Source organism: Actinoplanes sp. NPDC051859, assembly GCF_044452725.1.
Classification (GTDB): domain Bacteria; phylum Actinomycetota; class Actinomycetes; order Mycobacteriales; family Micromonosporaceae; genus Actinoplanes.
In genome coordinates this window covers 205,462-222,017 of sequence record NZ_JBITBX010000005.1, presented here as the reverse complement: position 1 = coordinate 222,017, position 16,556 = coordinate 205,462, and the positions used below count along the sequence as shown (strand labels likewise).

The 16,556-nt window shown below is 70.1% G+C and carries 15 protein-coding genes; 5 read left to right on the top strand and 10 right to left on the bottom strand.

Going from position 1 to position 16,556, the window contains the following annotated elements; genetic code table 11:
* Window positions 1–55: 55 nt before the first annotated feature.
* From ACIA1L_RS14975 to iolC, 7 genes are read right to left on the bottom strand one after another with little or no spacing between them, the layout of a single operon-like run.
* Window positions 56–1,039, bottom strand: coding sequence for a substrate-binding domain-containing protein (locus ACIA1L_RS14975; protein WP_396073250.1), 984 nt, complete (start codon window positions 1,037–1,039; stop codon window positions 56–58).
* Window positions 1,036–1,959 carry a TIM barrel protein gene (locus tag ACIA1L_RS14970; RefSeq protein WP_396073249.1) on the bottom strand — a complete coding sequence of 308 codons (924 nt, stop codon included), beginning with the start codon at window positions 1,957–1,959 and terminating at the stop codon, window positions 1,036–1,038. The genes ACIA1L_RS14975 and ACIA1L_RS14970 overlap by 4 nt, the downstream gene beginning before the upstream one ends.
* 10 nt (window positions 1,960–1,969) lie before the next feature.
* Window positions 1,970–3,466 carry a CoA-acylating methylmalonate-semialdehyde dehydrogenase gene (locus ACIA1L_RS14965; protein WP_396073248.1) on the bottom strand — a complete coding sequence of 499 codons (1,497 nt, stop codon included), beginning with the start codon at window positions 3,464–3,466 and terminating at the stop codon, window positions 1,970–1,972.
* A 14-nt stretch (window positions 3,467–3,480) separates the two neighbouring features.
* On the bottom strand, window positions 3,481–5,334 hold the full coding sequence (gene iolD / locus ACIA1L_RS14960; protein WP_396073247.1) for a 3D-(3,5/4)-trihydroxycyclohexane-1,2-dione acylhydrolase (decyclizing): 1,854 nt from the start codon (window positions 5,332–5,334) through the stop codon (window positions 3,481–3,483).
* Window positions 5,331–6,209, bottom strand: coding sequence for a 5-deoxy-glucuronate isomerase (gene iolB / locus ACIA1L_RS14955; protein ID WP_396073246.1), 879 nt, complete (start codon window positions 6,207–6,209; stop codon window positions 5,331–5,333). The genes iolD and iolB overlap by 4 nt, the downstream gene beginning before the upstream one ends.
* On the bottom strand, window positions 6,206–7,075 hold the full coding sequence (locus tag ACIA1L_RS14950; RefSeq protein WP_396073245.1) for an aldolase: 870 nt from the start codon (window positions 7,073–7,075) through the stop codon (window positions 6,206–6,208). Before ACIA1L_RS14950 ends, iolB begins: the two co-directional genes overlap by 4 nt.
* Entirely contained in the window at window positions 7,068–8,021 is a 954-nt protein-coding gene (iolC, locus tag ACIA1L_RS14945) for a 5-dehydro-2-deoxygluconokinase (protein ID WP_396073244.1), read from the bottom strand. Before iolC ends, ACIA1L_RS14950 begins: the two co-directional genes overlap by 8 nt.
* Before the next feature lie 215 nt (window positions 8,022–8,236).
* Between iolC and ACIA1L_RS14940 the strand changes: the two genes are divergently transcribed.
* Window positions 8,237–9,001: a GntR family transcriptional regulator gene (locus ACIA1L_RS14940; RefSeq protein WP_396073243.1), complete on the top strand. Its 765-nt coding sequence runs from the start codon at window positions 8,237–8,239 to the stop codon at window positions 8,999–9,001.
* Window positions 9,002–9,057: 56 nt separating this feature from the next.
* Here the strand turns inward: ACIA1L_RS14940 and ACIA1L_RS14935 are convergent, their stop codons facing one another.
* The 3 genes from ACIA1L_RS14935 to ACIA1L_RS14925 all read right to left on the bottom strand — a co-directional run bounded on the left by ACIA1L_RS14935 (window position 9,058) and on the right by ACIA1L_RS14925 (window position 11,876).
* Complete coding sequence (locus ACIA1L_RS14935) at window positions 9,058–9,639, bottom strand: GNAT family N-acetyltransferase (RefSeq protein WP_396073242.1); 582 nt, start codon at window positions 9,637–9,639, stop codon at window positions 9,058–9,060.
* A gap of 52 nt (window positions 9,640–9,691) precedes the next feature.
* Complete coding sequence (locus tag ACIA1L_RS14930) at window positions 9,692–11,092, bottom strand: APC family permease (RefSeq protein WP_396073618.1); 1,401 nt, start codon at window positions 11,090–11,092, stop codon at window positions 9,692–9,694.
* Between the two features lie 136 nt (window positions 11,093–11,228).
* Window positions 11,229–11,876: a GPP34 family phosphoprotein gene (locus tag ACIA1L_RS14925; RefSeq protein WP_396073241.1), complete on the bottom strand. Its 648-nt coding sequence runs from the start codon at window positions 11,874–11,876 to the stop codon at window positions 11,229–11,231.
* Between the two features lie 248 nt (window positions 11,877–12,124).
* On the opposite strand from ACIA1L_RS14925, the gene ACIA1L_RS14920 reads away from it, so the two are divergent.
* The 4 genes from ACIA1L_RS14920 (at window position 12,125) to ACIA1L_RS14905 (ending at window position 16,535) form a co-directional block, all read left to right on the top strand.
* Window positions 12,125–13,375 (top strand): DUF1800 family protein, encoded by a 1,251-nt coding sequence (locus ACIA1L_RS14920; protein ID WP_396073240.1) that lies wholly within the window; start codon window positions 12,125–12,127, stop codon window positions 13,373–13,375.
* A gap of 13 nt (window positions 13,376–13,388) precedes the next feature.
* Entirely contained in the window at window positions 13,389–14,600 is a 1,212-nt protein-coding gene (locus tag ACIA1L_RS14915; protein WP_396073239.1) for a DUF1501 domain-containing protein, read from the top strand.
* 64 nt (window positions 14,601–14,664) lie between these two features.
* Entirely contained in the window at window positions 14,665–15,432 is a 768-nt protein-coding gene (locus ACIA1L_RS14910; protein WP_396073238.1) for a dioxygenase, read from the top strand.
* A gap of 95 nt (window positions 15,433–15,527) precedes the next feature.
* The gene (locus ACIA1L_RS14905) at window positions 15,528–16,535 is read left to right on the top strand and encodes a TerC/Alx family metal homeostasis membrane protein (protein ID WP_396073237.1); all 1,008 of its coding nucleotides are present in this window, start codon (window positions 15,528–15,530) and stop codon (window positions 16,533–16,535) included.
* Window positions 16,536–16,556: the final 21 nt, after the last annotated feature.

Below are 16,556 nucleotides of genomic sequence, written 5' to 3'. Positions count from 1 at the left end.
CAGGGACTCCGTTCGAATCTTCCGCGGGGGCCGTGGCGGCGGCCCCGCGGACCGGTCAGCGCGTGTTGTTCTTGGTGAAGGGCAGGATGGTGGCGATGTTGTTCTTGTCGACGAAGGACGGGCCCGTGAGCACAGCCTTGCCGCCGCCGATGTCGTTGCCGTTCTTCAGGTAGAGGTAGAGCGAGGTCACGGCCAGGTAGCCCTGCACGTACGGCTGCTGGTCGATGGAGAACTCGATCTTGCCGTCCTGGATGTTCTGCGCGGTCTCGGCGTTGAGGTCGAAGGTGACCAGCTTCGCCGCGCTGCCGGAGGCGTCCTTCGCTTTGAGGGCGTCCTGGGCGATCGGCGCACCGAGCGTGATGATGTAGTCGATCGACTTGTCCTGGGACAGCTTGGCCTGCAGGGTCGACACCACGGACGCGTCGTCGGCGCCGTTGACCTGGATGTTCTCGGTGCCCGGGACGGCACTCTTCACACCAGCGCAGCGGGCTTCCAGGGCGACCGATCCGGCCGCCTGGATCACGCAGAGCGGGTGCTTGGCGCCGGCCTGACCGATCCGCTGTCCGGCCGACTGTCCGGCCAGGTTCTCGTCGGAGCCGAAGTACATCAGCGCGCCGAGCTGCTGGTACTGGTCGATGCCGGAGTTGAGGCCGACCACCGGGATCTTCGCGTCGGTGGCCGCCTTCACCGCGCCGGCAAGAGCGTTCGGGGTGACCAGCGTGGTCGCTATGCCGCTGACCTTGGAGTCGACGGCGTTCTGGATCAGCACGGCCTGCTTGTCGGCGGCCGGATCGTTGGAGTACTTCAGGGTGACGCCCTGGTCCTTGGCCGCCTGCTCGGCCCCCGCCTTGATCTTGTCCCAGAAGGTGTCACCGGGTGTCTCGTGGGTGACGAACGCGATGGTGTAACCGGAGCTGCCCGGCGCGTTGGCGCCGCCGCCCGTGGTGCTGTCGGTCTGCTCCCGGCCGCCGCCGCTGCAAGCGGTCAGCCCGAGGGCCACCACCGCAGTGAGCGCGAGCAAGGATCTGCGCGGGGTCATCTGTTCGACCTTTCCTCGAAGGTGGAGACGGAGTTCAGGTAGGCGCGGGTCCGGGTGGCGACCGGCAGTGGCACGTCGAAGTCGACCGGGTACATGTCCTGCTCGACGACCACGAACAGGTCCGCCTGCAGCTCACCGAGGGCTTCGAGCACTGAAGGCACATCCGGTGCTCCGGCGGGCGGCTCGACGCTCGCGCCCTGTGCCACGGCCTGGCCGAATGCCAGATCCTCCTTAACGGCGCGGGCGGCGATCGCCGGATCCATCTGCTTGATGTGGACGTAGCCGATCCGGTCCGGGTACTTGCGGATGACCGCCGGGACGTCGGCGCCCCGGTAGGCGAGATGCCCGGTGTCGAGGCACAGCGACACGAAGCGCGGGTCGGTGTCGGCGAGGAAGCGCTCGGTCTGCTCCTGGGTTTCCACGTGGTAGTCGGCGTGCGGGTGGAAACGCAGCTTGAGGCCGTACTCCTCGGCGAGCATCCGGCCGAGGGTGTTGCTGTTTTCCACCAGGGCTCGCCAGCGTTCGGGGCTCAGTTCGGCGGGCTCGTGGTAGGCGCCGGTGACGTCGTCGCGGTAGCCGGGCACCGGCACGAAGATCAAATTCTCGGCGCCGAGCGCCTGGGTCAAGGCCGCGACCCGGCGGGTCTCGGCGACCACTGCCGCGAAGTCCTTGTGGGGGCCGCCGGCGCCGGCGACAGTGCCGCCGGCACAGACGAGGTCACGCTTGGCGAGCTCGTCGCGCAGCTGGCCCGGGTCGGTCGGCAGATATCCGTACGGGCCCAGCTCCAGCCAGCGGTAGCCGGCACCGGACAGCTCGTCGAGGAACCGCGCCCAGGGCGTCTGCCGGGGATCGTCGGCGTACCAGACGCCCCACGAGTCGGGGCAGCTGCCCAGTTTCAGTCGGCGGATCGAGGTGGTCATCGCAACAGTCCTAACTGGAAGTGGGGAAGTGCAGGGAGGCACCGTGTGCGGCCTCGACGTGGGGCCAGCGGGAGGTGACGACCTTGCCGCGGGTGTAGAAGGAGACGCCTTCGGGGCCGTGCACGTGCTTGTCGCCGAAGAGCGAGTCCTTCCACCCGCCGAAGGAGTAGTAGGCCATTGGCACCGGGATCGGCACGTTGACGCCGATCATCCCGACCTGCACCTCGCGCTGGAAGCGCCGCGCGGCCTCGCCGCTGGAGGTGAAGATGGCCGTGCCGTTGCCGTACGGGTTGGCGTTGATCAGCGCGATCGCGGCCGCCACGGTGTCGGTGCGGACCACGGACAGCACCGGACCGAAGATCTCCTCGGTGTAGACGTCCATGCCGGTGCCGACCTGGTCGATGACGGTGGGGCCGACGAAGAAGCCGCGCTCGTTGCCGGGTACGGAATGGCCCCGGCCGTCGACGAGGATCTTCGCGCCTTGCTGTTCGCCCGTGTCGATGAGGTCCTCGATGCGGTCCTTGGCCGCGTGCGTGACGACCGGTCCCATGTCGCTCTTCGGGTCTCGGCCGGGACCGACGACCACCTCGGTGGCCTTTCGGGTGATGAGGTCGAGCAGGGGGTCGCCCGCACCGCCGACGGCGACCGCCGCGGAGATGGCCATGCAGCGTTCTCCGGCCGAGCCGAACGCGGCGGCGGTCAGATGGTTGGCGGCGTATTCCAGGTCGGCGTCGGGCAGGATCACCGCGTGGTTCTTGGCGCCGCCGAGCGCCTGGACCCGCTTGCCGGTGACCGTGGCGCGTTGGTGGATGTAGCGGGCGATCGGCGTCGAGCCGACGAACGAGATGGCGGCGACGTCGGGATGGTCGAGCAGCGCGTCGACCGCCACCTTGTCGCCGTGCACGACGTTGAAGACGCCGTCGGGCAGCCCGGCTTGGCGCCACAGCTCGGCGACGAAGTTCGCCGCGGAGGGGTCACGCTCGCTGGGCTTGAGCACGAAGGTGTTGCCGCAGGCGATGGCGACCGGGTACATCCACATCGGCACCATGACCGGGAAGTTGAACGGGGTGATTCCGGCGCACACGCCGAGCGGCTCACGGAAGCTGAACACGTCGACGCCGGTGGAGGCCTGATCGGAGTACTCGCCTTTGAGCAGCTGGGGGATGCCGCAGGCGAACTCGACCACTTCCAGGCCGCGCTGCACCTCCCCGGCGGCGTCGCTGAGGACCTTGCCGTGCTCGTCGGAGACGAGCTCGGCCAGCCGGCCGACGTGCGCGTTCACCAGCTCGCGGAAATTGAACATGATCTTCGTACGGGCGCTGAGCGACGCCTGGCTCCACGGCCCGAACGCCGCGCGCGCCGCAGCGACCGCGTCATCGACGTCGGCCCGCTCGGCCAGCACCACCTCGTGCTGCCGCTGTCCGGTCGCGGGATTGAACACCGCGCTGGTCCGGACGGCGGCGCCGGGGTGGCGACGGCCGCCGATCCAGTGCTCGATGGTTGCCACTTCGCAGGTCCCTTCTAAAGGTACGGCCGCTGGCCGCGCCGGGCAGCCTCGTAGGTGTCGCGGGCGGCGCGCGTACTGTCCAGGGTGGACACCTTGGCGACGGGGACGTCCCACCAGGACTCCGAGGACGGCACCGGAGACAGCGGGTCAGTTTCGATGTGCACGACGGTGAGCCGGTCCGCCTCGCGCGCCCGTTTCAGCCCCTCGGTGACGTCGGCGATCGTGCGGCACCGAATCACCGCGGCCCCGAGGCTTTCCGCGTTGGCCGCCAGGTCGACGGGCAGGTGCCCGCCGTCGTAGTCGTTGTCGGCGCCCCGATAGCGGTAGCTGGTCCCGAAGCGCTGCGAGCCGAGCGACTCCGACAGCGCACCGATGGACGCGAAGCCGTGGTTCTGCACCAGCACCACGACGAGCTTGATGCCCTCGGCCACGGCGGTGACGATCTCCTGCGCCATCATCAGGTACGAGCCGTCGCCGACCAAGGCGTACACCTCGCGCGACGGGTCGGCCAGCTTGATCCCGAGCGCCCCGGCGATCTCGAAGCCCATGCAGGAGTAGCCGTACTCGACCTGATATTGCTTCGGGTCGCGGGCGCGCCACAGCAGCTGCAGGTCGCCGGGCATGCTGCCGGCCGCCTGCACCACCACGTCGCGCTCGCCGCAGATGTCGTTGACCGCGCCGATCACTTCACTCTGCGCGGGTCGCGGCCCATGTCCGAGGTGGTACGCCCGGTCGACCCGTGCCTGCCATGCGGCCACGTCCCCGGCAAAATCCAGCGCGAAACTCGTGCCGTCCAGCGCCGCGGTCAGTGCGGCCAACCCCGCTTGGGCGTCCGCCACCAGCGCGACGGCGGACTGCTTGTGGGCGTCGAAGGCCGCGACGTTGAGGTTGACGAACCGGACGTCCGGGTTGGCGAACGCGGTCCGCGAAGCCGTGGTGAAGTCGCTGTAGCGGGTGCCGACGCCGATGATCACGTCGGCTTCGCGGGCGAGCCGGTTGGCGACCGGTGTGCCGGTCGACCCCACACCGCCGACCGAGTTCGGATGATCCCAGCTCACCGCGCCCTTGCCCGCGTGGGTGTCGGCGACCGGAATGCCGGTGGCCCGGGCGAACGCGTCCAGTTCGGCGGAAGCCTCGGCGTAGACCGCTCCCCCGCCGGCGATCAGCAGCGGACGTTCGGCGCGGCGAATCACCTCGGCGGCCCGGGCCACCGCGGCGGGTTCCGGCACCGGCCGGGCCACGTGCCACACGCGCTTCGCGAACAGCGCATCCGGGAAGTCGTACGCCTCGGCTTGCACGTCCTGGGGCAGGCAGAGGGTGACCGCGCCGGTCTCGGCGGGGTCGAACAGCACCCGCATCGCGGCCAGCAGCGCGGACGGCAGTTGCTCGGGCCGCCACACCCGGTCGAAGAAGCGCGAGAGCGGGCGGAAGGCATCGTTGACCGACACGTCGTAGGTTCGCGGATCTTCCAGCTCCTGCAGCACCGGCGCCGTGGCACGGGTGGCGAACACGTCGCTGGGCAGGAGCAGGACCGGGAGGCGGTTCGCCGTAGCCAGTGCGGCACTGGTGAGCATGTTCGTCGAACCCGGACCGATCGAGGCGGTGCAGGCCAGCGCGGACAACCGGTTCGACATCTTCGCGTATCCGGCGGCGGTGTGCACCATGGCCTGTTCGTTGCGGGCCAGGTGGTAGGGCAGGTCCGCGTCGCCGGTGCGCTGGGCCTGCAGCAGCGCCTGCCCGATGCCGGCGACGTTGCCGTGCCCGAAGATGCCGAACATGCCCGCGATCGCGCGCCGCTCGACACCGTCCCGCTCGGTCCACTGATTCGCCAGGAAGCGTACGACGGCCTGGGCGACGGTGAGCCTCACGATCGTCTCCTCTCCAGTGTGGAGGTCATCGGCAGCCGGGCGTCCATGACCTCGTGACCCCAGGTGCCCCGAATCCAGGCGTGCGCCGGATCGTCGGAGAACAGCCAGCGCCGCTCCCCCGGCCCGGCCATGACGTTGAGGTAGTAGAGGTCGTAGCCGGGTGCGGCCATCGAGGGGCCGTGCCAGCCGTACGGGATCAGCACCGCGTCGCCGCTGCGCACCTCGGCGCACACGTCGATGTCGTGGCCCGGGCTGCCGTACACCCGCTGGTAGGCCGCACCGGGCGTACCCGACGGTGACCCGGCGACCTCGTAGTAGTAGATCTCCTCCAGGGCGGTCTCGCCGGCGGCCGGATCGTCGTGCTTGTGCGGCGGGTACGACGACCAGTTACCACCCGGCGTCAGCACCTCGACGGCGATGAGCTTGTCCGCCTCGAACGACTCGGGTGTGCAGAAGTTGTTGACCTGGCGGCTGGCCTGACCGGACCCGCGTAGCTCGACCGGCACGTCCTCAGCCGCGGCATAGCGGAACGGCAACCGCCGGGTGGTGTGCGCGGCGGGCAGGGCGAACCGGCCACCGTTGCCTGCCCGGATCGTCACCGCGGAACCGACCGGCAGGTAGGCGAAATCGGTGACCCGGGAGAAGACGGAGCGCCGCCCGGTCAGGGTGATCCGCTCGTCGTCGCAGGTGACGTCGCAGCCACCCGCGAGTGGCAGCACCAGGGTTTCGTGGTCGCCGGTGGTGAAGCTGACCCGCTGCCCAATGGTCAGGTCCAGCACGCGCAGGCCGCTGAAGCCCCAGCCCGCGCTCTCCGGCGTGACGACCAGTTCGAAGGGGGCGGCTCCGGTTTCGCCGCGGCGCAGCAGCCGGCTCACAGCAGACTCACCGCCCGGTCCACTGCGGCGGCCACATCATCGCCGGGCGGGTAGAGCAGGCTGCGCCCGATGACCAGGCCCTGCACGGTGGGGAGGGCCAGTGCCTTGGCCCAGCGGGCGTACGCCGCGCTGGTGTCGGTCGTGACCTCGCCGCCCAGGATCAGCGCGGGCAGGGTGGTCGCCGCCATCACCCGCTCCATGTCGTCGACGACCGGCACCTTCAACCAGGTGTACGCCGAGGTGGTGCCGAGCCCTGCGGCGACGGTCATCGCCCGGATCATCGCCTCGGGGCTGAGATCGTTGCGGATCCGCCCGTCCACCCGGTGGGAGATGAACGGCTCGACCATGGCCATCAGCTTGCGCCCGGCCAGCTCGCCCACCGCCCGCGCACAGCCCTCCAATGTCGACACGGTGCCGGCATCGGCCGGGTCGATGCGCAGCAGCATCTTGCCGCCGTCGAACCCGCAGCCCGCGATGCTGCCCGCGTCGTACGCGGTGAACCGGTCGTCGATCTCGAAGGTGGTGCCGGCCAGGCCGCCGCGGTTCATCGAGCCGATCACGACCTTGTCGTCCAATGCGCCCAACAGCAACAGGTCTTCGAGAATGTCCGGGGTGCCGAGCACGCCGTTGACACCGGGTCGTTCCAGCGCGGCGCACAGCCGGCGCAACAGATCGGCCCGGTTCGCCATAGCCATTGCGTCGGCGCCGGCCCGCAACGCACCGCGGGCGGGGTGGTCAGCGGCGATGATCATCAGCCGGCCGTGCTCCCCGCGCCAGGACGGCGGCCGTCGGCGCCGTTTCGCGGCTGAGGCGATCGCGTACGGCCGGTCGACGCGGGCGGCGACGAGCTCGTGCAGGTCAGTCACGGCCGCCCCCGACGTTCAGCAGCTCGCGCACCTCGAACTCGGTGGGCATGGCATCGGCGCAGGCCAGCCGGGTGGCGACTACCGCGCCCGCCGCGTTGCAGAAGCGCATGACCTCGGCGAGGTCCCAGCCGGACAGCATGCCGTGACAGAGCGCCCCACCGAAGGCGTCCCCAGCGCCCAACCCGTTGACCACGTCGACGGGTATCGGCGCCGCCTGCACTTCCCGGCCGGCCCGGGAGGCGAGGACGCCGTCCGGGCCTTGTTTGACGACGGCCAGCTCCACGCCGGCGTCGTGCAGAGCGGCGGCGGCCTTGCGGGGCTCACGCGTGCCGACAGCGGTGTGGCACTCGTCGAGGTTGCCCACGGCGACACTCGCGTACGGAAGGGCTTCCTGGATCCACCGTCGTGCCTGATCGCGTGACTCCCAGAACATGGGCCGGTAGTCCAGGTCGAGCACGGTGATCCCGGCGCGATCTCGGGCATGCAGCGCGGTGAGTGTCGCGGTCCGCGACGGCTCCTGACACAGTCCGGTGCCGGTCACCCAGAAGACCTCAGCGGCGCGCACCGCGTCGAGATCCACGTCGGACTCGTCGATCTCGAGGTCCGGCGCCTTGGGATAGCGGTAGAAGTAGAGCGGGAAGTCATCCGGCGGGAAGATCTCGCAGAAGGTGATCGGGGTCGGCAGTCCCGGCACCGCAGCGACGAAGCTGTCGTCGACGCCGAACGCCCGCAGGGCATCGTGGACGTACGCACCGAACGGGTCGTCGCCGGTCCGCGTGATGACCGCGCTGCGCCGGCCGTAGCGGGCCGCAGCGACCGCGACGTTGGTGGGGCTGCCGCCGAGAAACTTCTCGAAGGTCCGAACCTCGCGCAACGATACGCCGACCTGCTGTGGATACAGGTCGACGCCGCAACGTCCCATCGTCAGTACCTCACATGCGGGCATGCGTCCCCCTTGCGGAAGCGATCGGAAGCCGGCGATAGCGGTGACCTGGGCGCCCAGCGATGCCCGTAGTGCCGTGCGAAATCCGGCGCGAGGAGAAGGAATGGGGCCGGGGCCGAAGCCTCGGATGGGTGTCTCGACTCGCTTCGATGTAATAACGTGAGGGCTTCCCCGTCAATACTTTGTTCTGACAAACTCACATAGTGAGGAGGACGCCGATGGCACGCGACCGTCGGGCAGCGCATGGCCCGATCCGCCCGGTCGAGGTGGACCGGAGCAGCCCCGTGCCGTTGTACTTCCAGGTCGCCAGCCGGCTGCAGGAGCTCATCGAGGCGGGCGAGATTGGCGTCGGCGACCGCATCGAAAACGAGGTCGACCTCGCTGACCGACTCGGCGTCTCCCGCCCGACCACCCGCCGCGCCATCCAATACCTGGTGGAGCGCGGCATGCTCGTCCGCAAGCGGGGTGTCGGCACCCAGGTGGTCCACCCCAAAGTCCGGCGCCCGGTCGAGCTGTCCAGCCTCTACGACGACCTGGTCAGCACCGACCGCAAACCCCGCACCGAGGTGCTGCGGTTGGAAACAGTTCGGGCTCCGGCCGAGGTCGCGGCCGCCCTCGAGCTGGCTCCCGGCACCGAGGTCACCTGGATCGAGCGGCTGCGCTACGCCGGCGGCGAGCCGCTCGCCCTCATGCACAACGCGATCCCGCTCGGCCTGCTCGACGTCGAGGCGGCAGACCTGGCCACCCACGGCCTGTACGAGCTGCTCCGCCGCGCGGGCTACCAGCCGCGCATCGCCACCCAGATCATCGGCGCCCGCACCGCGGGAACCACCGAGGCCCGCATCCTCACCGAGAAGCGCGGCGCCTCCCTGCTGACCATGACCCGGACCGCCTGGGACGCGGGCGGCCAGGCACTCGAGTACGGCTCCCACGTCTACCGGGCCAGCCGCTACAGCTTCGAGCTCCATCTTTCCGCGGGCTGACCAGGGCACGACAGAGTCGCACCCTGGTCGACGCATCAGGGTCGCCGGTCAACGCATCAGGGCCGCCACATGCGGAAGAACGGGGTGCCGTCCGGCAGGCGGATGTCGAACGGGTCGAGCTCGACAAAGCCGTGCCGGCGGTACAGCCGCACATTGTCGTCGTTTGTCGCCTCGAGATAGACCGGCACCGCCAGCTGGTCATGGGTGTGCTGCATCAGCGCGCTGCCCAGCCCCGCGCCCTGATGCACCGGGTCGACCGCCAGGAACGCCAGATGCCAGTGCGGCTCCTGCGGATGGTGCTTCTCGAACAGTTCGTCCAGTGCCTCGAAGTGCGGTAGCCAGCGGCCGGTGATCGCGGTCAGCCGGTCCTCGTAGCCGGGAATCTCGGGCAGTTCGCGCGTACGGTCGAACCACACCGCGACGGCCGCCGGCCGGCCTGACGCGTCCGAGACGACGTCGACCTTGCCGCCCTCGGCGGCCGACTCGGTCAGCAGGGTGAAGAAGGCGGTCATGACCGCCAGGCGAGCGTCGTCGTCCGGCACCAGCGAGTGGTTCTGCGGCAAGTGGTCGAACGAGCGGGCGATAAGGCGGCCCGCGGCCGGAATCTCGGCGGCGGTGGCGGGGCGGATCGGCGTCATGCGACGGCCTCCCAGAGCGGCGATGTGGCGGCGACGGCGAACGGGTTTGACCTCACTTGACGGCGTCCCGGAACGAGAACGAGCTGGTGGTGGCGCTGCGCGCGCCGAGGCCGATGCCGTCGTAGACCCGCGGCCGGGTACGGCGCAAAACCAACGCCCAGAGCGCGCCCGCGGCCACCAGACCGGTGTAGGCAAGCGGCACCGCCCAGGTCAGGGTGGACCCGGGCGCGATGCCGAAAAGCGTCGCGATGTTCGTGAGCGCCAGATAGGACATGGCCAGCAGCAGCACCGTGCCGAGAGCGGGGGCACCGACGCGAGTCCAGACGGTCTCCCCGGACGGGTGCCGCAGGAAGTAGCCGATCACCGCGACCGAGGTGACCGTGATGAGGAGCAGGACGCCGATGCCGCCGGTGCTGCCACCCCAGAAGAAGAGCTGGACGAGGGGGTCCCAGCCCATGATCGCGTACCCGAGGATCACGACCAGGCCGAGCGCTGACTGGGCGAGCGAGCCGTTCTTCGGTGCGCCGGTGCCGGGGACCGTACGCCCGAAGGCCCGCGGCAGCACGCCCTCGCGGCCCAGCGAGAAGGTGTAGCGGGCGATGATGTTGTGGAACGAGATCATCGCCGCGATCAGCGAGGTCAGGAACAGCGCGTGGCCGAGATGGATGGCGGTGCTCCCGAGCTGATCCGACGCGAGCAGGAAGAACATCTCGGGACCCTCGGTGCCGGCCCGGGCAACGGCCTGCCCGCCCGCCGCCGAGATCATGGCCCAGGCCGAGAAGGCATACAGCCCGGCGATGAGCGCGACGGCGATGTAGGTGGCGCGCGGTACGGTGCGCCGCGGGTCGCGCGATTCCTCGCTGAACACCACCGACTGTTCGAAGCCGACGAAGCCGGTGACCGCCATGACCAGCAGTGCGCCCGCGCCGGCACCGGTCAGCCCGGTGGGGTCGAGCGGGGCAGCCGACGCCTCGAAGGTGGGCGCGAACAGGTCGGCGAGGCTGAACACCGCGACGAGGACGATTTCGGCGACCAGCAGCGTCGCGAGCACCTTGCCGTTGACGGCGACGTCGCGGACGCCCAGCACGGCGACCAGCGCCCAGGCAGCCAATGCGATGACCCACCACTGCACGTCGGTGCCGAACCATTCGGCGAACAGCGGGGCGGCGATCGCACCGAATCCGCCGTACGCGGCGATCTGGAAGCTGTTGTAGGCCAGCAGCGCGACCCACGCGGCGCCGACCCCGACCGGCCGGCCGAGCCCCTGCGCGATGTACGCGTAGAACGCACCCGCGTTGGCGATGTGCCGGGCCATGGCGACGTAGCCGACGGCGAAGACGGCCAGCACGACACCGCAGGCCAGGAACGCGATGGAGATCGCGGTGAGTCCGGTGACCGACAGCCCGGTGGGTACGACTCCGGCGACCACAGTGAGGGGCGCGGCAGCCGACATGACAAAGAAGACGACGGCCGCGACGCCGAGGCGGTCGCGGGCCAGGGCGGTCGACAGCTGGCTGTGGCGGGCCGGCGCGGTGGTGGTTGCGGACACGAGGGTCTCCAGATCGGGGGGTGTGGAGGGGAGGGAGGAGTCAGGCCCGCCGGGCCATCACGGCGTCCCCCACGGCGGCCTCTGCGTGGCCGACGAGGTGCTGGAGCATGGCCGGGAGGCGCCGGCGGAGCTGGTCGAACAGGCGGTCCCGCTCGTCGGGTTCGAGCGTGACCAGCACGTGCTGGTCGAGGCCGGTGGCGAGCACCAGCCCGGTGAGGACGAGGTCGGAGGTGTCCAGGAGTTCGCCGCGGGTGGCCGCGATCCGGATCCGGGTGCCGGGCCAGCCCGACGTCGAGGGATCGACGGGGACGAAGCGAACCTTGGTGCCGAGCAGCCCGCGCTTCTCCTTGCGGTGCACCAGTCCGGCCCGGGCGAGCCGGCGCTCGACCAGGTCGGTGGCGACGCCGGTGGCGAGGAACGAGATCCAGTCGCGAATCCGGCGGTGGCCGGGCTCGCGCAGGAGCTGGCCGAGGACGGCGGCGGTGGCCGGGTCCCGGGTCGGCTGATCATCGATCACCACGATGTGGTCGTCGCGCAGATCGAGCCGCCGCCACAGGACCAGCTCGGCCAGCAGGGCGGCGGCGAGGCCGAGCCCGAGGGTGGCGCCGGTCAGGAGCGGGCGGCCGCGGGTCGAGTCATGCGCAGCGAGGTACAGGTCATCGGCGAGCGGAAGCTGCGCTGACGGCACGAATAACCCCTCGGCAGAACGGAACAGCCGCCTCGGTCACGCTGAGCGGCCCGGAAACAACAGGGGGTAGCTTGCCAGCGTCCATCGATCGGGCGCAATGTCTAGCGCGGGTAAACCTTCGATGCATCCTGAGCAAGGCCACCGACCGTCCATCACACCACAGTGGAGTCCTCGACCGGCCGGGAGCTCACACAGCTCTCGAACAGCGTCTTTACCTCCCGCTGACCCGCCCGTCCTAGGTTCGGGTCATGACGGACCGCGACACCGTTTCCCATCTCCTGCGCCGGCTGACGTTCGGGCCGACCGCCGCGGAGGTCGACGCGGCGGTTGCTGCCGGTGTGGCGGCGACGCTCGACCGGGTCCTCGCCGCGCCGAGCCGGCCGGTGGCCCTCCCCGACGTCGACGCGTACCGGCCCGGCCCCCAGGGTCGCGCGGATGCCCGGCGGCAAACCACCGAGGCGACCGGCTGGTGGCTCTCCCGGATGGTCACCGAGCCGGGCGCCGCGGAGAAACTCACCTTCTTCTGGCACGGACACTGGGCGACTTCGATCCGCAAGGTGCGCTCGGCAGCCCTGATGCTCGGCCAGCAGGCGACACTGCGGCGCTACGGCATGGATGGCACCGGGCCGCTCATCCGGGCGATGCTGCGCGATCCCGCCCTGATCATCTGGCTCGACGCCCAGCGCAACACCCGCACCGCGCCCAACGAGAACCTGGCGCGGGAGCTGATGGAGCTGTTCACGCTCGGCGTCGGTGCGGGCTACACGGAGGCTGACGTGAAGGCGGGCGCACGGGTGCTCACTGGCTGGCGGGCGGACCGCACGGGCGGGTCCGCGACCTTCTCGCCGCGGCGCCACGACCCCGCGCCGGTCACGCTGCTCGGCCGCACCGGCACGTGGGACCTTGACGCGTACGCGGACCTGCTGGTCAACCACCCTGCCCACCGGCCGTTCCTGACCCGCCGCCTCTGGGCCCGGTACGGCTCCGGCGCCGCGCTCGACGAGGCCACGACCGCCCGGCTGGCCGCTCAGGGCGCCTCGACGCGAGACCTGCTGCGTGCCTTGGTGACCGACCCCTCGTTCGCGGACACCCGCGGCCGTCTGGTGAAGCAGCCAGTGGAGTGGCTGATCGGCGCTGCCCGGCAGCTCAGCGTCGACCCCCAACGAGGCCGGGCCCGGCTCCTCGGGGGACTACGCGCCCTGGGCCAGGTCCCGTTCCGACCACCCAGCGTCGGTGGCTGGCCGGCCGGAACGGCCTGGCTGACCACGTCGTCGGCCCGGGCCCGGCTCACCTCCGGGCGGGCGTTGACCGCGCTCGCCCCCGAGGCGGTTGCCGCTCTGGACGGCACGGCCCGCGCCGACCGGCCCGATGCGCTGGCCCGCCTCCTTGTCGTCGACGCCTGGACGGCGCGGACCAGGACCGTGCTCGCAACGGCAGCCGGCGATCCGCGTCAGCTGCTGACCCTGGGCCTGGCGAGCCCGGAATACGCCGTCCACTGAGGAGGAACGCGACATGGACACCATCACCCGGCGCCGGTTCCTGACCGCGAGCGGCGTGGTCGCGGCCGGTGCGCTGGCCGCAGGCGCTACCGCGTACGCCTTGCCGGACGTGCTGAACTTCCGCACCGACGAGCCGGGCGGGCGGATCCTGGTCCTGGTCACGCTCTACGGCGGCAACGACGGACTGAACACCGTCATCCCGTACGCGGATCCCGCCTACGCTGCCAACCGCCCATCGCTGGCCTACCGGGCCGACCAGGTCTTGCCGCTCAACGACAGCCTGGCACTGAACCCGGCACTGAAGGGACTGCACGGGCTCTTCGGGGACGGACGGCTCGCGATCGTGCAGGGTGTCGGCTATCCCCGGCCGGATCGCAGCCATTTCCGCTCGATGGACATCTGGCAGACCGCGAGTCCGGAGCGACCCGACACGACGGGCTGGGTGGGCCGCTGGCTGGATGCCACCGGCGGGGATCCTCGCTCGGCAGTGTCCTTCGAGCCGGTGTTGCCGCCGCTGCTGGCGGGGGCGCACAGCGCGGGTGCCACCGTCCCGGGTGGGACCTTGGCCTTGCCCGCGGGTATGACGACTGACATCCTCGCCGGACTCGGCAGTGCGTCAGCCGGGGATACCCCCGAGCAGGCGCGCGCCGCAGCCTGTTTCGCCGACCTGGTGCGGGTGCGTGACCTGGTCGCCGAGACCGTCCCGGACGACGACGAGGAGTCGGACGCGGAGCAGCCGGCCACCGGCACGGGCGGCCAGGCACCGGCACTCGACCGGCAACTAGCTCTCGTGACCCGCTGCATCGAGGCGGGCGCGGCGACCCGGGTCTACTCCGTCTCGCTCGGCGGTTTTGACCTGCACGCCGACGAGAAGGGCGCCCAGGAGGCGATCCTGACCAGCCTGGACGGCCCGCTCACCGCGTTCGCCCAGCGGATGGCGGACCGGGATGTGGTGATGGCCGTCTATTCGGAGTTCGGCCGTCGGGTCCGGGCCAACGCCTCGGACGGCACCGACCACGGCACCGCCTCGCCGGTCCTGCTCTTCGGCTCCGGCATCCGGGGCGGCCTGTACGGCACAGCGCCGAGCCTCACCGATCTGGACGACGGGGACCTGCACCACACCACCGATTTCCGGGATGTGTACGCGACACTGCTCGCCGATGTCCTGGGCGCGGATCCGGAACCCCTGCTGGGCGGCTGGGGCGGTCGCCTGACTTTTAGTTGACAGCTCAAGTAAATGGCCGTACCGTTCCGAAAGTAGGTTGAAGCTTCAACTCCGGAGGTCGGCCATGTCCATGCCCGCGCTCTTCCTCAGCCACGGCGCCCCGCCCCTGGTCGACGACGCGGCCTGGGTGACGCAGCTGCAAGAGCTGGCCGCGGGGCTTCCCCGGCCCCGAGCGATCCTCATGGCCTCCGCCCACTGGGAATCCGCGCCACTCATGCTCGGTGCCACCGAGACCGTGCCGCTCGTCTACGACTTCGGCGGCTTCCCGCAGCGGTTCTACGAGACGCAGTACGCCGCCCCCGGCGCACCCGAACTGGCCGTTCGCGTCGAGAAACTCATGCCCGACAGCGAACAGGTCGCCCGCACCTCCCGCGGCCTGGACCACGGCGCGTACGTGCCGTTGAGCGTCATGTATCCCGACGCCAACATCCCGGTGCTGCAGATGTCCCTGCCGACCCTCGAGCCGGACCGCCTGCTCGACCTGGGTCGTCGGCTCGCCCCGCTCCGCGACGAGGGCGTGCTGATCATCGGCTCCGGCTTCACCACGCACGGATTACCGTTCCTGCGCGACTTCCGGACCGACGCTCCCGCCCCCGGCTGGTCCCGCGAGTTCGACGCCTGGACCGCCGAGACCCTGGCCCGGGGCGCCGTCGACGAGCTGGCCGACTTCCGCTCCGCCGCGCCGGGCATGCCGTACGCGCATCCGACGATCGAGCACTTCGCCCCGATGTTCCTGACGTTGGGCGCCTCCGGCGACCCCGGCCAGCGGCCCGAGCAGCGCATCGACGGCTTCTGGATGGGACTGTCCAAGCGATCGTTCCAAACGGTCTGACCTCTACTTTTCAGGATTCTCCCAGTCTGAGCAGGGATTCTGGTGGGTACAACCCACCTGCCACCCTGTTCTGACATGCCGGAGGTTTCCCCCTGATGCTGGAGGTCACCGCGCTCGGCTGGACGCTGACCATCGGAGTCATCGTCGCCCTGCTCGCCCTCGATCTGACCCTCGGCGTGCTGCGCCCGCACGCCGTAGGGTTCCGTGAAGCCACCGCCTGGTCGGTTTTCTATATCGCTGTCGCCCTCGCCTTCGGCGTCGTCTTCGCCCAGGTCGCGGGCTGGGACTACGGCACCGAGTACTTCGCCGGCTACATCGTCGAGAAGAGCCTGTCGGTCGACAACCTCTTCGTCTTCGTGATCATCATGAGCACCTTCGCGGTGCCCGAGAAATACCAGCAGGAGGTGCTGACCTTCGGCATCATCATCGCGCTGGTCCTGCGGGTCATCTTCATCGCGCTGGGTGCGACGCTGCTGTCGTTGTTCTCGTTCATGTTCCTGATCTTCGGCCTGCTGCTGATCTACACCGCGGTGCAGCTCTTCCGGCACCGCGACGAAGATCCGAGCGTTGATGACAACATGCTGGTCAAGGCCAGCAAGAAGCTGTTCCCGGTCACCAACGAGTACTCCGGCGGCAAGCTCTTCGCCAAGGTCGACGGCCGCCGGATGGCTACACCGTTGTTCATCACGTTGATCGCCATCGGCAGCACCGACCTGCTGTTCGCCCTCGACTCGATTCCCGCGGTGTTCGGCGTGACCGAGGAGGCGTACATCGTCTTCGTCGCCAACGCCTTCGCTCTGCTGGGCTTGCGGGCTTTGTTCTTCCTCGTGAAGGGCCTGCTGGACCGGCTGGTCTACCTGTCCACCGGACTGTCGCTCATCCTGGCCTTCATCGGCGCCAAGTTGGTGCTGCACTGGCTGCACGAGGACATCTGGAAGGACGCGCCGGAGATCAGCACGCCGGTCTCGCTGGTGGTCATCCTGGTGATTCTGGTGATCACGACGGTGGCGAGCCTGGTGAAGACCCGCAACGATCCGTCCGCCAAGGCCCACGCCGGCAGCCTGCGCGCCAAGGCGCCGCAGGAGGACCACGCGGAGCACTGAGGACGCGAACACAAAACAGCC